The 19,858-nt window shown below is 68.2% G+C and carries 17 protein-coding genes; 8 read left to right on the top strand and 9 right to left on the bottom strand.

Translation table 11 applies throughout. From position 1 onward, the window contains the following. Window positions 1–115 precede the first annotated feature (115 nt). Together metE and NA10_RS35890 are read left to right on the top strand one after the other, a co-directional pair. Window positions 116–2,431 (top strand): 5-methyltetrahydropteroyltriglutamate--homocysteine S-methyltransferase, encoded by a 2,316-nt coding sequence (gene metE, locus NA10_RS23805; RefSeq protein WP_067571689.1) that lies wholly within the window; start codon window positions 116–118, stop codon window positions 2,429–2,431. Between the two features lie 251 nt (window positions 2,432–2,682). Beyond that, on the top strand, window positions 2,683–2,856 hold the full coding sequence (locus NA10_RS35890) for a DUF1737 domain-containing protein (RefSeq protein ID WP_084515169.1): 174 nt from the start codon (window positions 2,683–2,685) through the stop codon (window positions 2,854–2,856). 188 nt (window positions 2,857–3,044) lie between these two features. Here NA10_RS35890 and NA10_RS23800 read toward each other — a convergent pair whose 3' ends face one another. Beyond that, window positions 3,045–3,416, bottom strand: coding sequence for an SgcJ/EcaC family oxidoreductase (locus NA10_RS23800; protein WP_067571654.1), 372 nt, complete (start codon window positions 3,414–3,416; stop codon window positions 3,045–3,047). Then, window positions 3,403–4,311: an IclR family transcriptional regulator gene (locus tag NA10_RS23795; protein WP_067571652.1), complete on the bottom strand. Its 909-nt coding sequence runs from the start codon at window positions 4,309–4,311 to the stop codon at window positions 3,403–3,405. Before NA10_RS23795 ends, NA10_RS23800 begins: the two co-directional genes overlap by 14 nt. A 102-nt stretch (window positions 4,312–4,413) precedes the next feature. On the opposite strand from NA10_RS23795, the gene NA10_RS23790 reads away from it, so the two are divergent. Both NA10_RS23790 and NA10_RS23785 read left to right on the top strand, forming a co-directional pair. Then, window positions 4,414–5,628 carry a DUF445 domain-containing protein gene (locus NA10_RS23790; RefSeq protein ID WP_218021567.1) on the top strand — a complete coding sequence of 405 codons (1,215 nt, stop codon included), beginning with the start codon at window positions 4,414–4,416 and terminating at the stop codon, window positions 5,626–5,628. A 215-nt stretch (window positions 5,629–5,843) separates the two neighbouring features. Next, entirely contained in the window at window positions 5,844–7,265 is a 1,422-nt protein-coding gene (locus NA10_RS23785; RefSeq protein ID WP_067571648.1) for a short-chain fatty acyl-CoA regulator family protein, read from the top strand. 69 nt (window positions 7,266–7,334) lie between these two features. On the opposite strand, the gene recG is transcribed toward NA10_RS23785, so the two are convergent. Then, window positions 7,335–9,605, bottom strand: coding sequence for an ATP-dependent DNA helicase RecG (gene recG, locus NA10_RS23780; RefSeq protein ID WP_067571646.1), 2,271 nt, complete (start codon window positions 9,603–9,605; stop codon window positions 7,335–7,337). Next, window positions 9,606–12,152, bottom strand: coding sequence for a DAK2 domain-containing protein (locus NA10_RS35885; protein ID WP_245677715.1), 2,547 nt, complete (start codon window positions 12,150–12,152; stop codon window positions 9,606–9,608). A 286-nt stretch (window positions 12,153–12,438) separates the two neighbouring features. Here NA10_RS35885 and rpmB point away from each other — a divergent pair, with 286 nt between their 5' ends. Both rpmB and NA10_RS23765 read left to right on the top strand, forming a co-directional pair. After that, window positions 12,439–12,630: a 50S ribosomal protein L28 gene (gene rpmB / locus NA10_RS23770; RefSeq protein WP_039799620.1), complete on the top strand. Its 192-nt coding sequence runs from the start codon at window positions 12,439–12,441 to the stop codon at window positions 12,628–12,630. A 93-nt stretch (window positions 12,631–12,723) separates the two neighbouring features. Further along, on the top strand, window positions 12,724–13,227 hold the full coding sequence (locus tag NA10_RS23765; protein ID WP_067571644.1) for a GNAT family N-acetyltransferase: 504 nt from the start codon (window positions 12,724–12,726) through the stop codon (window positions 13,225–13,227). A gap of 1 nt (window position 13,228) precedes the next feature. Here NA10_RS23765 and NA10_RS23760 read toward each other — a convergent pair whose 3' ends face one another. The 3 genes from NA10_RS23760 to NA10_RS23750 are packed head-to-tail and all read right to left on the bottom strand — an operon-like array spanning window position 13,229 to window position 15,215. Further along, window positions 13,229–13,492: a hypothetical protein gene (locus NA10_RS23760; RefSeq protein WP_067571641.1), complete on the bottom strand. Its 264-nt coding sequence runs from the start codon at window positions 13,490–13,492 to the stop codon at window positions 13,229–13,231. A gap of 35 nt (window positions 13,493–13,527) precedes the next feature. Then, window positions 13,528–14,205, bottom strand: a complete 678-nt coding sequence (locus NA10_RS23755; RefSeq protein WP_067571639.1) for a uracil-DNA glycosylase — start codon at window positions 14,203–14,205, stop codon at window positions 13,528–13,530. A 47-nt stretch (window positions 14,206–14,252) separates the two neighbouring features. Beyond that, on the bottom strand, window positions 14,253–15,215 hold the full coding sequence (locus tag NA10_RS23750; protein WP_067571637.1) for a thiamine-phosphate kinase: 963 nt from the start codon (window positions 15,213–15,215) through the stop codon (window positions 14,253–14,255). A gap of 212 nt (window positions 15,216–15,427) precedes the next feature. On the opposite strand from NA10_RS23750, the gene NA10_RS23745 reads away from it, so the two are divergent. Beyond that, on the top strand, window positions 15,428–16,081 hold the full coding sequence (locus NA10_RS23745; RefSeq protein WP_084515173.1) for a DUF3515 domain-containing protein: 654 nt from the start codon (window positions 15,428–15,430) through the stop codon (window positions 16,079–16,081). Window positions 16,082–16,157: 76 nt separating this feature from the next. Here NA10_RS23745 and NA10_RS23740 read toward each other — a convergent pair whose 3' ends face one another. Both NA10_RS23740 and NA10_RS23735 read right to left on the bottom strand, forming a co-directional pair. After that, window positions 16,158–17,258 (bottom strand): D-alanine--D-alanine ligase family protein, encoded by a 1,101-nt coding sequence (locus NA10_RS23740; protein WP_067571635.1) that lies wholly within the window; start codon window positions 17,256–17,258, stop codon window positions 16,158–16,160. An 85-nt stretch (window positions 17,259–17,343) separates the two neighbouring features. Continuing rightward, window positions 17,344–18,339 carry an NAD(P)H-dependent glycerol-3-phosphate dehydrogenase gene (locus tag NA10_RS23735; protein ID WP_067571632.1) on the bottom strand — a complete coding sequence of 332 codons (996 nt, stop codon included), beginning with the start codon at window positions 18,337–18,339 and terminating at the stop codon, window positions 17,344–17,346. A 754-nt stretch (window positions 18,340–19,093) separates the two neighbouring features. Here NA10_RS23735 and cofC point away from each other — a divergent pair. Continuing rightward, window positions 19,094–19,798, top strand: a complete 705-nt coding sequence (gene cofC, locus NA10_RS23730; RefSeq protein WP_245677711.1) for a 2-phospho-L-lactate guanylyltransferase — start codon at window positions 19,094–19,096, stop codon at window positions 19,796–19,798. Window positions 19,799–19,858 lie beyond the last annotated feature (60 nt).

The following is a 19,858-nucleotide window of genomic DNA, read 5'->3' as shown; positions in this document are numbered from 1 at the left end:
CGTGGATTGGGTGGACGGGCCGGAGTTTTCCGCGCCGTGCGAACGGTGCCCTCGGGATGTCCGGCGTGCACCCTATGGGCGGCGGCCAGTGGACTTGGAACACTGGAGCACACCCGTGACCAACACTTCCCCTTTCACCGCAACGGTTCTCGGCTTGCCCCGGATCGGGCCGCGCCGTGAACTCAAGCGCGCGATCGAGTCCTACTGGGCGGGACGCACCGGGGCGAACGAGCTGCATGCCGTCGCCACCGACCTGCGCCGCGACCAGCTCGTCGGGCTCACCGCGGCCGGATTGGATTCGGTGCCGGTCGGCACCTTCTCCTACTACGACCAGATGCTGGACACCGCCGCCATGTTCGGTGCGCTGCCGGAGCGAGTCGCCGGGATCGCCGATCCGCTGGACCGGTATTTCGCGGCGGCCCGCGGCACCGACACTGTGGAACCGCTGGAAATGACCAAATGGTTCGACACCAACTACCACTACCTGGTGCCCGAGTTCGGGGCCCGGACCGAATTCACGCTGGATGCGAGCAAGCTGCTCGGCGAACTGCGGGAAGCCTTCACGCTGGGCGTACCCGCGCGACCGGTGGTCATCGGCCCGCTGACCTTCCTGAAGCTGGCCAAGGATGCCGAGGGCAATCCGCTGCGGCGTATCGACGCCCTGCTGCCGCTCTATTTCGACCTGCTGGCGCAGCTCGCACAGGCCGGTGCGAGCTGGGTGCAGATCGACGAACCGGTGCTCGTCACCGATCTGAGCGAGGCCGAAATCGAGGTCACGGCAAGGGTTTACGAGGAGCTGTCGGCCGCCACCGCGCGGCCCGCGATCCTGGTGGCCACCTACTTCGGTCGTCCGGGCGCGGCCCTGGCCGCGCTCGCCGCGACCGCGGTCGAGGGCATTGCGCTGGACTTCAGCGGCAGTGCGCACGTCGATGCCGACGGGCACCGCAAGACCGAGCCCACGGCGGAATTGGGCGTCACCGTCGATGACGTGGCGGCCCTGCCCGCACTGGCGGGCAAGCTGGTGGTGGCCGGTGTGGTGGACGGCCGCAATGTGTGGCGCACCGATGCCGATCACGCGCTGGCCACCCTGGGCACACTGCTCGGCAGCACCGGCGCACTGGCGGTCTCCAGCTCCAGTTCGCTGCTGCACGTACCGTATTCGCTCGATGTCGAGACCGAGATCGATCCGGCGCTGCGGTCGTGGCTGGCATTCGGCGCGGAGAAGGTCGCCGAGGTGCGGCTGCTGGCCACCGCGCTGCACGACGGCACCGAGTCGGTCGCCGACGAATTGGCCTCCGCGCGTGCGGCTCTCGCGTCGCGGGCGATCGATCCGCGGCTGCGCGATGACACGGTGCGGGCCCGGCTGAGCACCCTCGGTGCGGCGGCGGCTCATCGTGCGCCCGCCGCGGAACGCCGTGTGCTGCAACAGGAACGGCTGCGCCTGCCGCTGCTGCCGACGACCACCATCGGCTCCTACCCGCAGACCCCCGCCATCCGCAAGGATCGGGCCGCGCTGGTCAAGGGCGATATCACCGTCGAGCAGTACAACGAGCGCATGCGCGCCGAGATCGCGGATGTCATTGCGCTGCAAGAGAAGCTGGGCCTGGACGTGCTGGTGCACGGCGAGCCCGAGCGCAATGACATGGTGCAGTATTTCGCCGAACAGCTCACCGGTTTCCAGGCCACCGCCCACGGCTGGGTGCAGTCCTACGGCACCCGCTGCGTCCGCCCGCCGATCCTGTTCGGCGATGTGGCGCGGCCGAATCCGATGACCGTCGAGTGGATCGGGTACGCCCAGTCGCTCACCGGCAAGCCGGTCAAGGGCATGCTCACCGGTCCGGTGACGATTCTGGCGTGGTCGTTCGTGCGCGATGATCAGCCGCTCGCCGATACCGCCCGGCAGGTGGCGCTCGCCATCCGCGACGAGACGGTGGACCTGCAAGCCGCGGGCATCCGCATCATCCAGGTCGACGAGCCCGCCCTGCGCGAGCTGCTCCCGCTGCGCGCGGAAGCCAAAGCGGCCTACCTGGATTGGGCGGTCGGGGCGTTCCGCCTGGCCACCGCGGGCGTCTCCGACGCCACCCAGATCCACACCCACCTGTGCTACTCGGAGTTCGGCGAGGTCATCGGCGCCATCGCGGACCTGGACGCCGATGTGACCTCGATCGAGGCGGCTCGCTCGCATATGGAGGTTCTGGACGACCTCAATGCCGCGGGCTTCGCCCTCGGCGTCGGCCCGGGCGTCTACGATATCCACTCGCCGCGCGTGCCCGAGGTCACGGAGATCACCACCTCCCTCCGCGAGGCGCTGAAAGCCGTTCCGGCCGAACGTCTCTGGGTCAACCCGGACTGCGGCCTGAAAACCCGCGGCCCGGCCGAGGTGGAGGCGTCGCTGCGCAACCTGGTCGCCGCCGCCCGAGCCGTCCGCTGACCTGCCGGTGACTGGTCATCTCCGCCCGCGAAAGCGATGATCGGTCACCGCCACATTCACACCGCGGCACCGCAGCGAGCCACCCGTACCACAGGGGCTGCGAGTCACCCGACCCACAGAGCCTGCGAGCCACCCGACCCACACAGCCTGCGAGCCACCCGACCCACAGAGCCTGCGAGCCACCCGACCCACAGGGGCTGCGTGCCACCCGTCCCGCAGGGGCTGCGAGTCCCTCGCCTTAGGCTCGGGTCATGACCACCCGCCTGCGTTACCGCCTCATCACCGGCCCGGACGACGCCACCTTCTGCGAGCGCATCAGCGCCCTGCTCGACGAGGGATACCAGCTGCACGGCTCACCGTCCGTCACCTTCAACGGCGCGAATGTGATTGCCGCCCAGGCGGTTATACTCCCCGCCGACTCCTGACCGGCGACACCGCCGTCATCACGGGATCCGCCCGTATGGGGTTGCGCAATCCCCTGTCACCCCGGTACGCACCCACACCGTCATCTCGGCGCGCACCCACCCCGTCATCTCGGTAGGTACCCACCCGTCACCCCGGCCCGTATTTGGCCGGGATCCAAACCCTCAGCGGTGCAACGGATCTTGCCGCCTCAGCCTCCGAACGCCCGCGTGATGGGGGCCATGTCGAAGTAGTCGCGCCAGGCGGCGATCTTGCCGTCGACGACCTCGAAGACGCCCATGACGGGGAGTTCGGTGTCGCGGCCCGCGCCGCGCAGGACGTCGGTGCGTTCGTTCATGACCAGGTTGCCGGTGACCATCTGGCGGTGGATCTGGAAGTCGATGCCGTCCAGGGCCGAGGCGAAGCCGGCGATGAAGTCGCGGATAGCTTGCCGGCCGACGACCGGTTCCATCGGAATATTGTGGTACACAGCGTCTTCGGTGAAGAACGACGCGATGTGATCGGCGTCGGGCCGCGCCCAGGCGGCGCACATGTCGCGGACCAGGGCATCAGGGTCGAGCATGGTGTTTCCTATCCAGGCCCGCGCCCAGGCGGCGGGCCGACGCGGCCAGCTCGTCGAGGTAGCGGCGGCGTTCGGGGCGGGTGACATCCATTCGGAGCGGGCCGATCTGGAGTTCCATGACGGCGTGACCACCGCCGTCGAACACGGGCGCGCTGACATAGCTCAGCGGCAGCGGGATGTCCTGATCGAGGGTGTGCTGGTCGTAGGCGCTGCCGACAATGGTGGCCAGCTGGGACAGCACCCGGCCGCGCAGATCCTTGCTCGCCGGATGCTCGGCGAGGTGATCCGCGACATCGGAGAGCACCCGCGCGGTGGGCAGGCTGTCGGGTTCGAGCCGCCAGGCGCAGTAACCGGTGGCGCGCACCGTGCTCAGCACATCGCGGTATTCGTCGCGGCGTTCGGGACCGCGGGTGTCGAGCCAATCCTGTTGGCGGCCCGGCCCGGAGTGCGCGATGATCCCCGCACCGGCGGGGGCGCGCAGCGGGATGCGCACCCCGGATTTGATGCCGACGGTGAGGCGGTCCCGGGTGACCGCGACGAATTCCAGGTGCTCCCCGTCGATGACGGTGAGCGCCGCACCGCAGTCCACCCGCTCGGCCAGCCGCTCCAATTCCTCGTTCAGCCAGGCCCGGTCGCCGCGGCTATCGGCCATGCGCACGCCGAGCGCGGTCAGCGCCGGGCCCAGCCGGTAGGTCAGATCCGGCAGCCGCCGCACCCATCCGCGTTCGGTGAGCGCGGCCAGAATGGCCCCGACGGTGGAGCGATTGAGGTCCAGGCTGTCCGCGATCTCCGCCGAGGTCGGCGGGGTGGGCTGGGCGGCGAGCAACTCCACGATGGAGATGACGCGCTGGGTGGGCGGGGAGCTGTCCGCGGTCCTGGTCTTGCCAGCGGGCACGCGCGTCTCCTAGCCTCTCGATACGAATAACCGAATCGTTGTATACGAATAATCGCACCAAGGAGCAGTCGTGGCAATCCGAACAGCGGAACCGATCGCGTCGTGATCGCCGATTTCGCCGACCACTGGCTGCTCTACTGCTCGATTCCGGTGGTGGCCGCGCTCATCGGCTGGGGGACCAAGATCGTCGCGGTGCGCATGCTCATGTATCCGCTCGAATTCCGCGGCATCCCACCGTTTCTCGGCTGGCAGGGCGTGATCCCGCGCTCCGCGCCACGCATGGCCACCATCGCGGTGGACCTGATGTTCGGCAAGCTCATCGATCCGCAGGACATTATCGCCCGCCTCGATATCGCCGAGTTGACCACCCGATTGCGCGAACCACTCGACGCGGGCGTGGATTACATGGTCCGCGAGATGATGATGAAGCATCAGCCGCGGCTCTGGGTGAATATGCCCGTTGCGGCGCAGCGCGCGATCATCGAACGCGCACAACGGGATCTGCCGCGGTTGATCGAGGACATCGTCTTCGATCTGCGCACCAATATCGATCAGGTGATGGATCTGCGCGGTATGGCCATCAGCGCGCTGGTGGACGATAAGGCGCTGCTGGTGGAGATGGTGCGCCGGGTGGGCGCGAACGAACTGCGCTTCATCGTGCGCTCCGGTTTGATCTTCGGCACCGTGCTCGGATTCGTGCAGATGATCACCTGGGCGTTCACGCACTCCGCCTGGCTCATGCCCGCCTTCGGCGGTTTCACCGGGCTGGTGACGGATTGGCTTGCGCTGCAAATGATCTTCCGGCCGATCAAGTCGATCGGTATCGGCCCGCTGCGCTGGCAGGGGCTGTTCCACAAGCGGCGCGAACAGGTCTGCGCCGATTACGGCGATCTCATCGCCACCGAAATCCTCACCCCGGCACGGATTCTGGAGGCGGTGCTCAATGGTGAGCGTGCCGACCGGTTGGCATCACTGCTGAGTCATCACGTCGGCGAATTCCTCGACCTGCAGACCGGACCGGCGAAACCGCTCATGCTCATGGTCGCGCGCGACAGCTACACCGCCCTGGAACGCGATGCCGTGCGCTTCGTGCTGGATCACGTGCGCGCCGCCGCGCACTCGGGCCTCGACCGGCACGCCATGGCGGTGCTCGATGTGCGCAGTCTGGTGATCGAGAAGACCAAGCAGCTCAGCGATGACGCATACGAGGGCCTGCTGCGTCCGGCCTTCAAACAGGACGAGTGGAAGCTCGTCGCGATCGGCGCGGTGCTGGGATTCCTCGTCGGCGAACTTCAGGTTCACCTCATATTGGCCTGAGACGGCCGAGTGTCCGATCGATTGCCACCCCGGTTCGGCTCCCGCCGCGCGCGCTCCCGCGTACGATGAGGGCCTTGCGTCAAATCGCCCGAATCGCCGAATTCGCATGCTACGCAGACACGTCGCGACCGCGAAACGCCAAGCAGGAATAAGAAAAATTCGCGAGTCCCGCCAATTTGCGATGATTGCGAAGCGCGATCGGTAGCATCCTGCTCGTGCGCAAGATGTATGCGGGTGCCCGACTACGGCGGTTGCGCGAGGAACGGCGGATGACCCAGGCGGCCTTGGCCAAATCCCTGGATCTCTCACCCAGCTACCTCAACCAGCTGGAGCGAGATCAGCGGCCACTCACCATTCCCGTACTGCTGAAACTGAACTCGACATTCGATCTGGATGTGCAGTTCTTCGCCGCCGACTCCGATGCCCGCCTGGTCTCGGATCTGCACGAGATCCTGGTGGAGGCCGCGGGCGGTAATGCCGCGCCGGTCGCCGAGGTCGAAGACCTGGCCACCCGCATGCCGGAGGTCTCGAAAATCGTTGTGGCCATGCACCGCCGACTACGCGCGGCCACCGATCAACTCGATCTGCTCTCCTCCAAGGTGGCGACCCCGACGGGTGCGCCCGGCGTCCCCATGCCGTACGAGGATGTGCGGGACTTCTTCTACGACCACCACAATCACATCGCCCAACTCGACCTGGCCGCCGAGCGACTGTTCGAGGACTGCGGGCTCACGGTGGGATCGCTGGACCGCCAGCTCGCCCGCGTCGCGGAGGAACGCGCCGGGGTCACCGTCCTGGTGCGCGGCGACGGGGCCGATCCGAATGTGCCCAAGCGCCACTATGAACCGGAGACCCGCACGCTGACCCTCGCGCGGCGATTGCGCCCCGGGCAGCGCGCCTTCCAGATCGCCTCCACGCTGGCATTCCTGTTGCACGGCAATCTGCTCGACGAGGTGTTGGACGAAACGCCTTCCCTCGCAGGCGAATCCCGCACCCTGGCCCGGATCGGCCTGGCCAATTACTTCGCGGGCGCGCTCATCCTGCCGTACAGCAAATTCCTGCGCTCGGCGGAGGAACTACGCTACGACATCGATCTGCTCAGCCTGCGATTCGAGGTCGGCTTCGAAACCGTCTGCCATCGTCTGTCCACCCTGCAACGCCAAGGCCAGCGCGGCGTCCCCTTCTTCCTGATCCGCACCGACCGTGCCGGAAACATCTCGAAACGCCAGTCCGCCACCGCATTCCATTTTTCCAGAGTGGGCGGCAGCTGCCCGCTGTGGGTGGTGCACGAGGCGTTCGCCCATCCGGGCCGCATGCTCACCCAGGTCGCGGCCATGCCCGACGGCCGCCGCTACCTCTGGATAGCCCGCACCACCACCCCGACCCCCACCGGATTCGGCACGGGCGCAAAAGAATTCGCCATCGGCCTGGGCTGCGATATCGAATACGCCGACCGCCTCACCTACTCCCGCGGCCTGCATTACGACGATGCCGCCACCGCCACCCCGATCGGCGCGGGCTGCAAGGTCTGCGAGCGCTCCGACTGCGCCCAGCGCGCCTTCCCCCAAATAGGCCGCCCCCTGGCCATCACCGAAAGCACCAGCACCGACCTCCCCTACCCCCGCCTCCCGCACTAGCGACGTGCATGCGCTCACGCGGGTAAAGGTCGAGTGACCCCCTGCGTCAGTGCATGCACGTCCGAACTCTTACGACTTGGCGAGGTACTCGAGGCGTTCGCCGTCCACGGCGGCGTGCATCATGCTTGCCAGGCCGGGGTGGTTTTTCAGGCCGGGGTCGGATTCGGTGACCTCGCGGGCCAATTGCTGTGCGGCGGTGATGACTTCCAGGTCGTCCAGCAGGGAGAGCAGGCGCAGGCTGCGGGCGGTGCCGGACTGGGCCGAGCCCAGCACATCGCCTTCACGGCGCTGGCGCAGGTCCAGGACGGCGAGTTCGAAGCCGTCGGTGGTGGCGGCGACCGCCTCCAATCGCGCAATCGCCGTTCCGACCGGGCCGGATTCGGTGATGAGCAGGCACAGGCCGGGGTGCTTGCCCCGGCCCACGCGGCCGCGGAGCTGATGGAGTTGGCTCACGCCGAAACGATCGGCATCCATGATCGCCATGACCGTGGCATTGGGGACGTCCACGCCCACCTCGACGACCGTGGTGCAGACCAGCACGTCGATATCGGCCTCATTGAAAGCGCGCATGACGCGGTCTTTCTCATCGGAGGGCAGGCGGCCGTGCAGCAGTCCGACGCGCAGGTCCTTCAGCGGGCCGGTGGAGAGCATCTCGAAGACGTCGACCGCCGAATGCGTGGTCGGCCCCTCCTTCTCCTCCTCGGATTTCGCCTTGCGGCCCTTGGCTTTCGGATCGTCCTCCTGATCGCCGATGCGCGAGCACACCACGTACGCCTGACGGCCCGCCCCGACCTCCTCGTGAATGCGTTCCCAGGCGCGATCCACCCAGGACGGTTTCACCTTGGCGGGCACCACCTTCGAGGTGATGGGTGAGCGCCCGCGCGGGAGCTGGGTCAGGGTGGAGGTCTCCAGATCGCCGAGGGTGGTCATGGCGATGGTGCGCGGAATCGGGGTCGCGGTCATGACCAGCAGGTGCGGGCTGATCCCGTTCTTGGCCTTGGCGCGCAAGGCATCTCGCTGTTCGACGCCGAAGCGATGCTGTTCGTCGACGATCACCATGCCGAGATCGAAGAATTCGACATTGTCCTGGATGAGGGCGTGCGTGCCGATGAGGATGCCCGCCGCACCGGTCACCGCATCGAGCAGGGCCGCCTTCTTCTGCCCGGCCGACATGGATCCGGTCACCAGCACCACTTTGGTGGCATTGTCGGCCGCACCCAGTTCACCGGCGTCGCCGAGATCACCGAGCATGGCCTTCAGGGACCGATAGTGCTGTGCGGCAAGCACTTCGGTCGGGGCGAGCAGTGCGCACTGCTGACCGTTGTCGACCACTTGGAGCATGGCGTGCAGGGCGACGATGGTCTTACCGGAGCCGACCTCGCCCTGGAGCAGCCGGTGCATGGGATGGGTGCGGGTCAGATCGGCGGAGATCTCATCGATGACGGTGCGCTGGCCCTCGGTGAGTTCGAAGGGCAGCCGTTTGTCGAAGGCGGCGGCGATACCGTCGGTGCGCGGCGGACTGGATTTGGCGGTGCGGCCCTCGGTGCGGTGCCGACGTTCGGCCAGCACCAGTTGTAGTGCCAGCGCCTCGTCGAAACGCAGGCGACCGCGCGCCCGGTCGATATCGAGTTTGCTGTCGGGTAGGTGGATCAGGCGCAGCGCATCGGAGACCGGCATGAGCGAATGCTCGGTGCGCAGTTCCTCGGGCAGCGGATCGTCGATGGGGTCGAGCTGATCCAGGATCTGGCGCACGCAGCGCAGCAGATCCCAGCTCTGCACCTTCGCGGTCGCCGGGTAGACGGGGATGAATTCGCGTTCGAAGAACGAGATATCCACGCCGCCCGCGCCTTTCGCGCTCTGGGCGAGACCGCGCAGGGCGCCGCCGCCGCGCACCGAGGTGAGGTTCTCGATGGAACCGTCCCCTTTGCTGGGCAGGATCAGATAGTCCGGATGCGAGAGATTCCAGCGGTCCGGTCGCCACCAGTGCACGGTTCCGGACATCATGGCGCGTACGCCCTCCTTCACCAGGTGCCGCACCTTGTCGCCGTTGAAGAAGGTGACCTCGATGGGCTTGGACCCGCCGGTGTCCAGACTCACCTTGAGCAGACTGCCGCGCCGATTCTTCATGGGGCGCAGATCGGTTTTGGTGACCCGGCCCATCACGGTGATGTGCTGGCCCTCCTCCGGCGCTTCCTCGGTGAGCGGCTGCCCCTGGGTCGCGTAGCGCAGCGGGTAATGCCGTAGCAGGTCCTCGACGGTGTGCATGTCGAATGCCTCGGCCAGCGGTTCGGCGGCCTTCACGCCGAGCACATGGTCGAGCCGATCACCCAGTGTCGCCACCTATTCCACCCCGATCTGCACCAGATCACCGGCTTGTCCGCCGGGATACACCACCACCTCGACACCCGGGAACGAGGCGCCGACGTGCTCGGCCAACTCCTGCGAAAGTCCCCGCGGCGCTTCGGCACCGACCAGCATGGTCACCAATTCGCCACCGAGACCGAGCATTCGGTCCAGCAGTGTGCGGCCCGCCGCCCGCACATCGGGATCGATTACGACCACATCGTGTCCGACCAGGCCCAGACCGTCCCCGGCCTCACAGGTGCCGACAATGGTCAGCGCGCGTTCGGGGGCAATTCGCAAAGCGCCCCACCGGGTTCCGGCGGCGGCCTCGGACATGGCGAAGGCATCGTCCACCGCGATGCGGCCGCCGTCGTGCATGGACAGCGCCGCCAGGCCCTGCACCATGGAGGCGCTGGGCAGCATCAGCACATCCCGATTGCCGTCGCGCGCGGCCACACTCACCGCGACCAGCTCATGGGCGGGCAGTGCGCCATTGGGCAGCACCAGCACCTCCCGATGCGGTAGCCGTCTGATACCCGAGAGCAGCGCCTCGGCGGTGACCTCGCCCTCGAGCACCTGCGCCCCGGCGTCCTCGAACAAACGCACCGCACCCGCCCCGGCGGCCACCGCGAGAATGCCGCGCTCGACCGGCTCCTGCGGTGCGTGCGCCGAGACGGCCAGCGTCTCGATCCGAATCCCGCTCAGCGCACCGGCCGCCAGCCCCGCCTCGACCGCCGCCCCCGCATCCGCGCAGTGCACATGCGCCGACCAGGTCCCCTCCCCATCCCCCACCACCGCAACCGAATCCCCCAACCCCCCGAGCTTTTCCCGCAGCGCGTCCACACCCGCCTCATCGGCCCCGGTCAACAAGAACATGACCTCATAGTGCGGCACCCCACCGACAGCCATATGCCCCGAGACGTCCTCCTCCGCCAGCGCCCGCGTATTCACATGCCCCGCAACCGAATCGATCAGCCGCCCGCCCGCATCCCCACCCCGCCGCGCCGCCCTCCCGACCTCAGCGCCAGGGTTTCCGACCGCACCGCCGTCGTTTTCGGCCACACCGCCACCGCTTCCGGCCACACCGCCACCGCTTCCGGCCACACCGCCACCGCTTCCGGCCACACCGCCACGGCTTCCGGCCGCAGCGCCGTCGTTTTCGGCCACACCGCCACCGCTTCCAGCCACACCGCCACCGCTTCCGGCCGCAGCGCCGTCGTTTTCGGCCACACCGCCACCGTTTCCGGCCGCGCGGCCACCGCTTCCGGCCGTACCGCCGTCGTTTTCGGCCACACCACCACCGCGTCCAGCCGCACCGCCGCGGTTTTCGGCCGCGCTACTGCCGCTTCCAGCCGCGCCGCCACCGATTTCGTCCGCGGCGCTACTGTTTTCGGCCGCACCGCCGCGATCATCGAGAGCTGTGCCGACCGCGCCGCGCAATTCAGCACCCGGGCCGATCGTGTTGCCCGCTCCGCCCGCAGTGGCGGTTACCTCGCACCCGTGCCGTCGCACGTACTCGGGGCGGTGCGGTGCCTGGCCGCCCGCGGCGGCCACCAGTTCGTCGAGGAGCACCAACAGGCCGCGTGCGCCCGCGTCCACCACTCCCGCACGCGCGAGCACCCCCAATTGCGAGGGCGTCTCCCCCAAGGCTTTGGCAGCTCCATCGGCGGCGGCCAGTGCCACCGCGCGCAGGGTCTGATCCGAGCACTCCGCCGCGTGATCGGCCGCCCGATCCAGCACGGTGAGCATGGTCCCCTCCACCGGTGAACTCAGCGCCTCGCGCACCAGCCGCGCCGCCCGGTGCAGGGCCACCCGCAGCGATCCCGCATTGAGGTCCTCCTCACGCACCGCGTCCGCGATCCCGCGCAGCACCTGCGACAGGATGATCCCCGAATTCCCCCGCGCCCCGAGCGTCGACGCCCTCGCCATGGCACCGGCAATCGCATGCGCCGACACCGCGGCTGTCGGAGCCTCCGGGTTCATCGCCGCCGACGCGGGCAGCCGCCCCGCTTCCGCGGTCACCGAGGTGGCGGACTCCTCGGCGACAGCGCCCATGTGCGACGAATGTCCGTCATGCCGCGCTTCGGTGGTTGCGCCCACCCCGTCAACCGAGGTGAGAATCTCCTCGCCCCGACCACGCAGCGGTTTGCCCGATCCGCTCCGGACAGGGGAGACCGCCGGCGCGGCCACCGCGGCACCTTCAGCCGGGGAATGTCCGTCATGCCGCGCTTCGGTGGTCGCGCCCACCCCGTCAACCGAGGTGGGGATTCCATCGCGCCGACCGCGCCCGGGTTCGCTCCGGGCGGGTGGGCTCGGTGGTGCGGGGCGAGCGGCGGCGTTCTCGGCTCCGCGCACGGCGGCGCGCATGGTGCTCAGCAGGTTGGTTCCGGTATCGGAGTCGGCGACGGGGAACACATTGAGGGCGTTTATTTCGTCACGGTGGCGGGTGAGCGCCTGTAGGCAGGCGTGCGCCCATCGCAGCAGCGCTTCACCGTCGAGCTCATCCCCGACCCTGGGCACCGTCACCGTCCTCTCGCCGCGCATCAAGCCTCCCCAACCCCGCCCGCCAGCCTAGTCTCGACTACCGACACCCCGCCGTCACCTGCCGTTCGTTCGGGCCCACCGGGTGCCGAACCGGGGGCAATTGGACACGCCGGGTTGGAGGCGGTTACTCTTGTGCGGTTGCCCGACGCGGGCACTGATCCTTCTCAGGCATCAGAAACGCGTTCGCTAGCGATTCGCTGGCAGGCACGTCCCAAGACATTACGTTTCCGGACTCGCTGTTTATTCGAACAGCGCGTCCCAACATGACATGAAGGAGCTCGCGACTATGGCTGCCGTCTGCGACGTCTGCGCCAAGGGCCCCGGCTTCGGTAAGTCGGTTTCGCATTCGCACCGGCGCACCAACCGTCGTTGGAATCCGAACATCCAGACTGTGCGTGCGCAGGTTGCCCCCGGCAACACCCGCCGCATGAACGTGTGCACCTCCTGCCTCAAGGCCGGTAAGGTCGCGCGCGGCTGATCGCCCACTTTTCCGCAAACGCCCCGGCGCCCACAATGGGTGATCCGGGGCTTTTGTTGCGCCCGAGACATTTCGCGCGCACGGGGAGCGAGAATGAGTGAGTGGCAGGTGGTTCGGCTCGGAGCCGAACATGTGCGCAGCATGGCCGAATGCCATATCGCCTGCTGGCGTGAGGCCTATCGGGATTTGGTGCCCGCGCATGTGCTCGACGCATTCGACGTCGACCGGCGCGCCGCCGCCTGGGAGAAGATCCGGGAGAACTATCCGGGCCATATCGCGGTAGCCGTAATCGACGGCACCGTCATCGGATTCGCCAGTACCGGTCCCGCCCGCGACGAATCACCGGTCGCCGAACGCGAACTCAGCGCCATGTACATCCGGGCAGCCTGGTACGGCACCGGTGTCGCGCGCGAACTCATGGAAACGGTGCTGGCCCGGGACACGGACACCTCACTCTGGGTATTCCAGGAGAATCCGCGCGCCCGGGCCTTCTACAGAAAATACGGCTTCGAAGCCGACGGCACACATCGGGTCGAAGCCTTCACTCCCGCAGTCGAAATGCGCATGGTGCGCCGCGCCGACCGCGCGTCGAGCTGATTCAGCGATCGCCGGTGAAGCAGTCCAGGTTCTGGCTGATCGTCATCGGCAGGCAGGCGATCCGCGAGGTCACCTGCGAGCTCATGGTGGTGGCGCTATTGGTGTCGAACAGGCTGGCCACCTGGGTGCCACCCTCGGTCGCGGCGGCCGCGTCGGTAAAGGGCTCCAACGTCAGCGCATCGGCATTGGCCGCGGCCGGAGCGCCGGCGAGGGCCGCTCCCGCCACCAGCGCCACGAAAACACCACGGGCAGTCTTGTTCTGCATTCACATGCTCCTGAATCGGTTCAACGGATTCGCGCTTAGGGCAGACGCCAGTCCACCGGCGCGGCACCCAATGTACCCAGCAATTCATTGGTTCGGGAGAACGGGCGCGAACCGAAGAATCCGCGCGAGGCGGACAGCGGTGAGGGATGCGCGGATTCGATGTACGGGGTCGAACCCAGCATCGGCTTCAATGTCATGGCGTCGCGCCCCCACAGAATGGCGACCAGCGGCTGCTCACGGGCGACGAGCGCGCGAATTGCCTGCTCCGTCACCGCCTCCCAGCCCTTACCGCGATGCGAGGCCGCCTGGCCCGGCTGCACGGTGAGAACTCGGTTCAGCATGAGTACGCCCTGATCCGACCACGGCGAGAGGTCACCGCACGACGGCATCGGGAGTTCGAGATCCTTGGTCAGTTCGGAGAAGATATTGGCGAGACTGCGCGGGACCGGCTTCACATCCGGTTCCACCGAGAAACTCAACCCCATGGCATGGCCGGGGGTCGGGTACGGATCCTGGCCGACGATGAGAACCCGGACCTTGTCGAACGGACGCTGGAAGGCGCGCAGCACATTGTCTCCCTTGGGGAGATAGCCACGCCCGGCGGCGTTTTCGTTACGCAGGAATTCGCCCATCTCGGCAATGCGATCGGCCACCGGTTCCAGGGCCTCGGCCCACCCTGAATCGACGACCTCCGACAGCGGTTTGTTGCCCATGTCGGGAAAACTTATCGTGGCGAGTTTCACGTGGGAAGACCACCCACCTAAGCGAAGGATTCCCAACCGGTGGGCCCGGATCTGGCGGCACCGTCGACCGTCACGCCCGAACCCTCGAGCACTCGTCCGATGCGGACCCAACCCGCAGGCAGATCAACGGATTCCGGGAAAGTCGCGGCGAAGGCGTGATCCTCCCCGCCCGCCAGAATCCAGTCGAGCGCGTTCGTTTCGAGGGCTTGCGCGATGGGGTCCAGCATGGGATCGGCGAGGGCCGCGGAGTCGAGATCGACAGCCACACCGGATGATTCGGCAATATGCCCCAAATCGGCCAGCAGGCCGTCGGAGACATCGGTCAGCGCGGTGGGCTCGGAACCCGGCGGCAGATCCAGCACGGCGGCGTATGGCGGCTGCGGAACCTTGTGCACGGCAACGACTTCGGACCAGTAGCTGGTATCGACGCAGCGATAGTTCTCGGTGTCGTTGCCGTCGAGCAGCAGCCCCAGTCCCGCCGCGGACCAACCGAGCAGCCCGGCCACCGCCACCACATCACCCGGGCGCGCACCCGATTTGAGGATCGGCTCGCGCCCGGCCGGATCACCGAACGCGGTCACCGAGATCACCAGCAGCGGGGCGCGCACCACATCCCCGCCCGCGATGGAGGCGCCCGCCCGCTCGGCCTCGGCCCACATGCCGTCGGCGAGATCGGTGACGAAATCGACCGGGGTCTCCGGCGGGCACCCGAAGGAGACCACGAACGCGCTCGGCGTCGCTCCCATGGCGACGACATCCGCGGCATTCTGCGCTATGGCCTTGCGCCCGATGTCGTGTCCACCGGACCAGTCGAGCCGGAAATGCCGGTCTTGCACCAGCATGTCCGTCGTCACCACGAACCGGCCCTCCGGCGCGGCCACCACCGCCGCGTCGTCCCCCGGCCCGAGCAGCACCCCCGGCCCCTGCTCACGCCCCGCGTTGATCCGCGCGATCAACCCGAACTCCCCGAGCTCGCGCACGGTCCGCGCATCGGCGGGGTATCCGGGAAAGCGATCGACAGCGGCGCGGCTCTGCGAACCACGACGCCTGCTGCTGGCGGTGATGACGATCTCCTCGGCGTGAGTGGACTGCGGACCTCGGACCCCGAAACGGTACCCTCGGACACGAAATCGACGACCACCAGCCGGGACGCGCTGTGCCCGGCACGGCACGATCGGGGACCGACGACCGGATGAGCAACGACACCCGCGGCAGCGAACCGGAATCCCGCACGCCCGAAACCGGCGAACCCGGCGAACCCGGCACGGTGGATATCGCGAAGCAGCCCGCCGAGCCCGAGGAGCCGGAAGAGCGCCGCTCCCCCGCGCTGATCGCCACCGCCATCGCGCTGCCCGTCGCGCTGGTGGCGGGTGTGCTCGTCATGGGTGTGCTGGCGAATCGGCATCCGGCGCGGGAACCCCTGGTGCTGGGCGCGGTGCAGGCCCCCGCGGCGACCGGTCCGCAGTGTTCGGCGCTGCTGCCCGCACTGCCGGACAAGCTCGGCGACTACACGACCTCGGAGTTGGTGCAGCCCGCACCGGCGGGAGCCAAGGCATGGCAGCCGGCCGACGGCGGTGACGCGATCGTGCTGCGCTGTGGGCTGGACCGGCCGCTGGAATTCAATCGCGCCTCACCGCTACAGGTCGTGAACAACGTCAACTGGTTCGACGTGCGCGACCAGACCAGCGGCGCGGCCTCGGGCACCTACTGGGCGGTGGATCGCGGCACCTACATCGCGCTCACCATGCCCGACAACGCGGGACCGACTCCGCTGCAAGAGATTTCGGACGCCATTACCAAGGCGATCCCCCAGCAGCCACTCGACCCGGGACCGCTGCCCAACTGAGGCCGGTCGCCGACCGCGAACCGCGGTCACCGCCGTCGCCCTGAAGTCGGGAACGGCGGTCACCCATACGCGGGATTCAGCGCAGGCCGGTGCCGCGGGCGAGCGCCGTCTCCACCAAAGTGGTCACCAGTTCGCGGTGGCCAATGCCGGTCGCCTCCCACATGCGGGGGTACATGGAGATGGCGGTGAAACCGGGCATGGTGTTGATCTCGTTGATCACCGGTCCGTCGGCGGTGACGAAGAAGTCGACGCGGGCCAGGCCCTGGCAGTCCAGCGCACGAAACGCCTGTACCGCGAGATCCCGAATCTGTTGCGACACATCGTCGTCCAGTTTGGCGGGCACATCGAATTCGCAGACGTCGTCGAGGTATTTGGTGTCGAAGTCGTAGAACTCTGGCCCCTCGGGCGTCTCCTCGGGCATCCGAATCTCCGCCACCACACTGGCTTCCACCCGGCCGTCCGGGAATTCCAGTACGCCGCACTCGACTTCGCGACCCACGATCCCGGCCTCGATGATCACCTTCGGATCATGCTGGCGCGCAACGGCGATCGCGGCGTCGAGCGCATCCCAGCTGTCGACCTTGGTGATCCCGATGGAGGACCCGCCGCGCGCGGGCTTGACGAACACCGGCAGGCCGAGCCGATCCCGGTCCGCCGCCGACAACGCCGTGACACCGGGCCGCAGCACCACCTGGACGCCGATCGGAAGCCCTTCCGCGGCAAGGAGTTTCTTGGTGAACTCCTTGTCCATACCGGCGGCCGAGGCCAGCACGCCCGGACCGACATACGGCACCCCGGAGAGCTCGAGCAGGCCCTGCAGGGTGCCGTCCTCACCGAAGGGCCCGTGCAGCACCGGGAACACCAGATCCACGCTGCCGAGCACCGCGTCCGCGCTGCCCAGCGGAACCAGTCCACCGGCGCGACTGGGATCGGCGGCGAGGGTCAGCTCGGTGCCCGCGGCATCCACCGACGGCAGTTCCCGGCTCGCGTCGGCGGTGAGCGCCCGCGAATCCGCGGCGTTCAGCACCCAGGTGCCCTCGCGGGTGATGCCGATCGGAACCGCCTCGTACCGTTCGGGATCGAGGCTGCCCAAGACCGTACGGGCCGACACACACGAGACGCCATGCTCGTTGCTGCGCCCGCCGAACACCACCGCCACCCGGATCCTGTTGGTCATGCCCGGAACCATATCCGGCGGCGATACCGGCGCGGTGACGCGGTCACTCCAGGTCGAGTCGCCATCGCGCCGTGCGCGAACGCGATTACTCGGACTTGAGGCGGCGGCCCAGCAATTGCCCGACCGCATCGGCGGTGGGCAGCCCCTCGTGGCAGACCTGATGCATGGCATTGGTCAGCGGCATCTCGACACCGTGCGCCGCGGCCAGTGCCCGCACCGATGTGCAGGACTTCACACCCTCGGCGACCTGGCCATGAGTGGCCCGCTGCGCCGATTCGATGGTGCCGCCCGCACCGAGCGCATGCCCGAACGAGCGATTGCGCGACAGCGGTGAGGTGCAGGTGGCGACCAGATCGCCGACCCCGGCCAGCCCGGCCAGGGTCACCGGTTCGGCGCCGACCGCCACGCCCAGGCGAATGATCTCGGCCAGTCCGCGGGTGATCAGGCTGGCAATCGAGTTGTCGCCCAATCCCATTCCCGAGGCGATACCGCAGGCGAGCGCGATGACGTTCTTGCAGGCCCCGCCGATCTCACAGCCGATCACATCGCTGTTGGTGTACGGCCGGAAGTATCCGGTGGCGCTCGCGTGCTGCACCGCCTCGGCCCGCGCGGTATCGGTGCAGGCGACCACGGTCGCGGTCGGCTGCCGCGCCGCCACCTCATGCGCCAGGTTCGGCCCCGACAGCACCGCCACCCGACTCGGATCCGCCCCGCTGACTTCGGAGATGACCTGACTCATCCGCAGCAGCGTCCCGGTCTCGATGCCCTTGGCCAGACTCAGCAGCGTGGCCTCAGCCGGAATATCGGGCTGCCACTGCGCCAGATTGCCCCGCAGCGACTGCGACGGCACCGCCAGCACCACAATGTCCGCCCCCGCCAACGCGATCCGATGATCATCGGTCGCGCCGATCGGCGGCAATGTCACCTCCGGCAGATACCAGGGATTGCGATGCTCGCTCGCAAGGACTTTCGCCACCTCCGGCCGACGAGCCCACATGGTGACCTCGGTCCCCGCCTCCGCCAACACCTTCGCGAACGCGGTCCCCCAAGACCCCGCTCCCAACACCGCTGCCCTAGCCATCCGCCCAGCATATATTTGGCTGGAATCTCTGCCTTCGCTTCGCTTCGGCGTATCGCGGCCCTGTGACCCCGGTTCTTCCCTCCCTCCGCTCCCCCGCTTCGCTCCCCCGCTCCACTCAGTCCAGAACCGGGGGCGGGCCGCGATCTTCGGGCCGGAGTCGCCGATCCGAACACGCGCTCGCGAAACCGCTCAGCACGTCAGCCGACGCACGTCAGCCGCATCGCTCCGGCGCTCCACTCAGTCCAGAACCGGGGCGGGCCACGATCTTCGGGTCGGAGTCGCCGATCCGAACACGCGCGCGCGAAGCCGCTCAGCACGTCAGCCGCATCGCTCCGGCGTATCGCGGCCCCGTATCCCGGTTCTTCCCTCCCTCCGCTCCTCCGCTCCCCCGCTCCAAGGCGCAGGTCTATGGAGCCGCGGTCCAGAACCGGGGCGGGCCGCGATCTTCGGGCCGGAGTCGCCGATCCGAACACGCGCGCGAAGCCGCTCCGCGCGTCAGCCGAAGCGCGTCATAGTCGAGGGAAGGCACACGGTCGAGCGCGGGTTATCGCTGTGCGTGGGCGGGTGCTCATGCAGCCGTCATTTTGAAGTGGGAGGATTCGGGCATGCGCACGGTCAAGTGCATCCACACCGAGAGTTCGTGGCCGTCTCGGTTCTGGACTGACGGAGCGGGGGAGCGACGCGGAGGAGCGGAGGAGGGAAGAAGCGAGGCTCCCAGGCCGCGCACTCAGCCCGGAGCGAAGCGGAGGGCAAAGTGAACCGCGAGGGCACATTGAGCACCGTGCACGCCGTGATCGCGGTGAAGAATCTCGAGCTGGCCAAGAGTCGGCTCGCTGATCGGCTGCGACCGCAGGACCGGCCGAGACTGGTGCTGGCCATGCTGACCGACACGGTGAGTGCGGCGGTGGCCGCGGTGGGCATCGCCTCGGTGACGGTGGTGACGCCGGACCCGACGGTGAGCGAGCTGGTGCGTGGCCTCGGCGCGCGCGTACAACCCGAGCCGGCCGTTCCCGGTGGCCTCAATGCCGCGCTGGCGGCCGGGGCCGAGGCGATCCGGGCCGCGCACGGTCCGGTCGATCTGCTTGCCCTGCAAGCCGATCTGCCCGCACTGCGCGCACGGGAACTGACCGACATGCTGACCGTCGCCGGATATCGGCGTTCGGTGGTGGCCGATCACGAGGGCAGCGGCACCGTCGCCCTGCTGGTGCGTGATCCGGCCGCGGCGCTGAACCCGATGTTCGGCCCCGATTCGGCTCGCAGGCATATCGCTGCGGGCGCGGTGGAATTGCTCGGAGACTGGCCGGGATTGCGCCAGGACGTCGACACCGCCGCCGATCTGGACCGCGCCGCCGATCTCGGCGTCGGAGTTGCCACCGGCACGCTGCTCAGTGAAATCGGCGTGTCGCGGGCGTGTCAGGCAGCCGAACATGTCCACGTGGCGGGCTCCTCACGGTGCTGACCGGGCGTGATCTGCGCTGCAATGGACGGTGTCAGAGCGGCACCCCGCACACGACATAAG

This window comes from Nocardia acidivorans NBRC 108247 (genome assembly GCF_001625085.1).
In the GTDB taxonomy this organism is placed as follows: Bacteria; Actinomycetota; Actinomycetes; order Mycobacteriales; family Mycobacteriaceae; genus Nocardia; species Nocardia acidivorans.
This window is presented reverse-complemented; position numbering and strand designations above follow the sequence as displayed.

Bases quoted from the DNA above. Each gene is read 5' to 3' on its own strand.
- NA10_RS35890 (WP_084515169.1), top strand. From the start codon at position 2,683: ATGACCACCCGCCTGCGTTACCGCCTCATCACCGGCCCGGACGACGCC.
- NA10_RS23800 (WP_067571654.1), bottom strand. From the start codon at position 3,416: ATGCTCGACCCTGATGCCCTGGTCCGCGACATGTGCGCCGCCTGGGCG.
- NA10_RS35885 (WP_245677715.1), bottom strand. From the start codon at position 12,152: ATGCGCGGCGAGAGGACGGTGACGGTGCCCAGGGTCGGGGATGAGCTC.
- rpmB (WP_039799620.1), top strand. From the start codon at position 12,439: ATGGCTGCCGTCTGCGACGTCTGCGCCAAGGGCCCCGGCTTCGGTAAG.
- NA10_RS23765 (WP_067571644.1), top strand. From the start codon at position 12,724: ATGAGTGAGTGGCAGGTGGTTCGGCTCGGAGCCGAACATGTGCGCAGC.
- NA10_RS23760 (WP_067571641.1), bottom strand. From the start codon at position 13,492: ATGCAGAACAAGACTGCCCGTGGTGTTTTCGTGGCGCTGGTGGCGGGA.
- NA10_RS23755 (WP_067571639.1), bottom strand. From the start codon at position 14,205: ATGGGCAACAAACCGCTGTCGGAGGTCGTCGATTCAGGGTGGGCCGAG.
- NA10_RS23745 (WP_084515173.1), top strand. From the start codon at position 15,428: ATGAGCAACGACACCCGCGGCAGCGAACCGGAATCCCGCACGCCCGAA.
- NA10_RS23740 (WP_067571635.1), bottom strand. From the start codon at position 17,258: ATGACCAACAGGATCCGGGTGGCGGTGGTGTTCGGCGGGCGCAGCAAC.
- NA10_RS23735 (WP_067571632.1), bottom strand. From the start codon at position 18,339: ATGGCTAGGGCAGCGGTGTTGGGAGCGGGGTCTTGGGGGACCGCGTTC.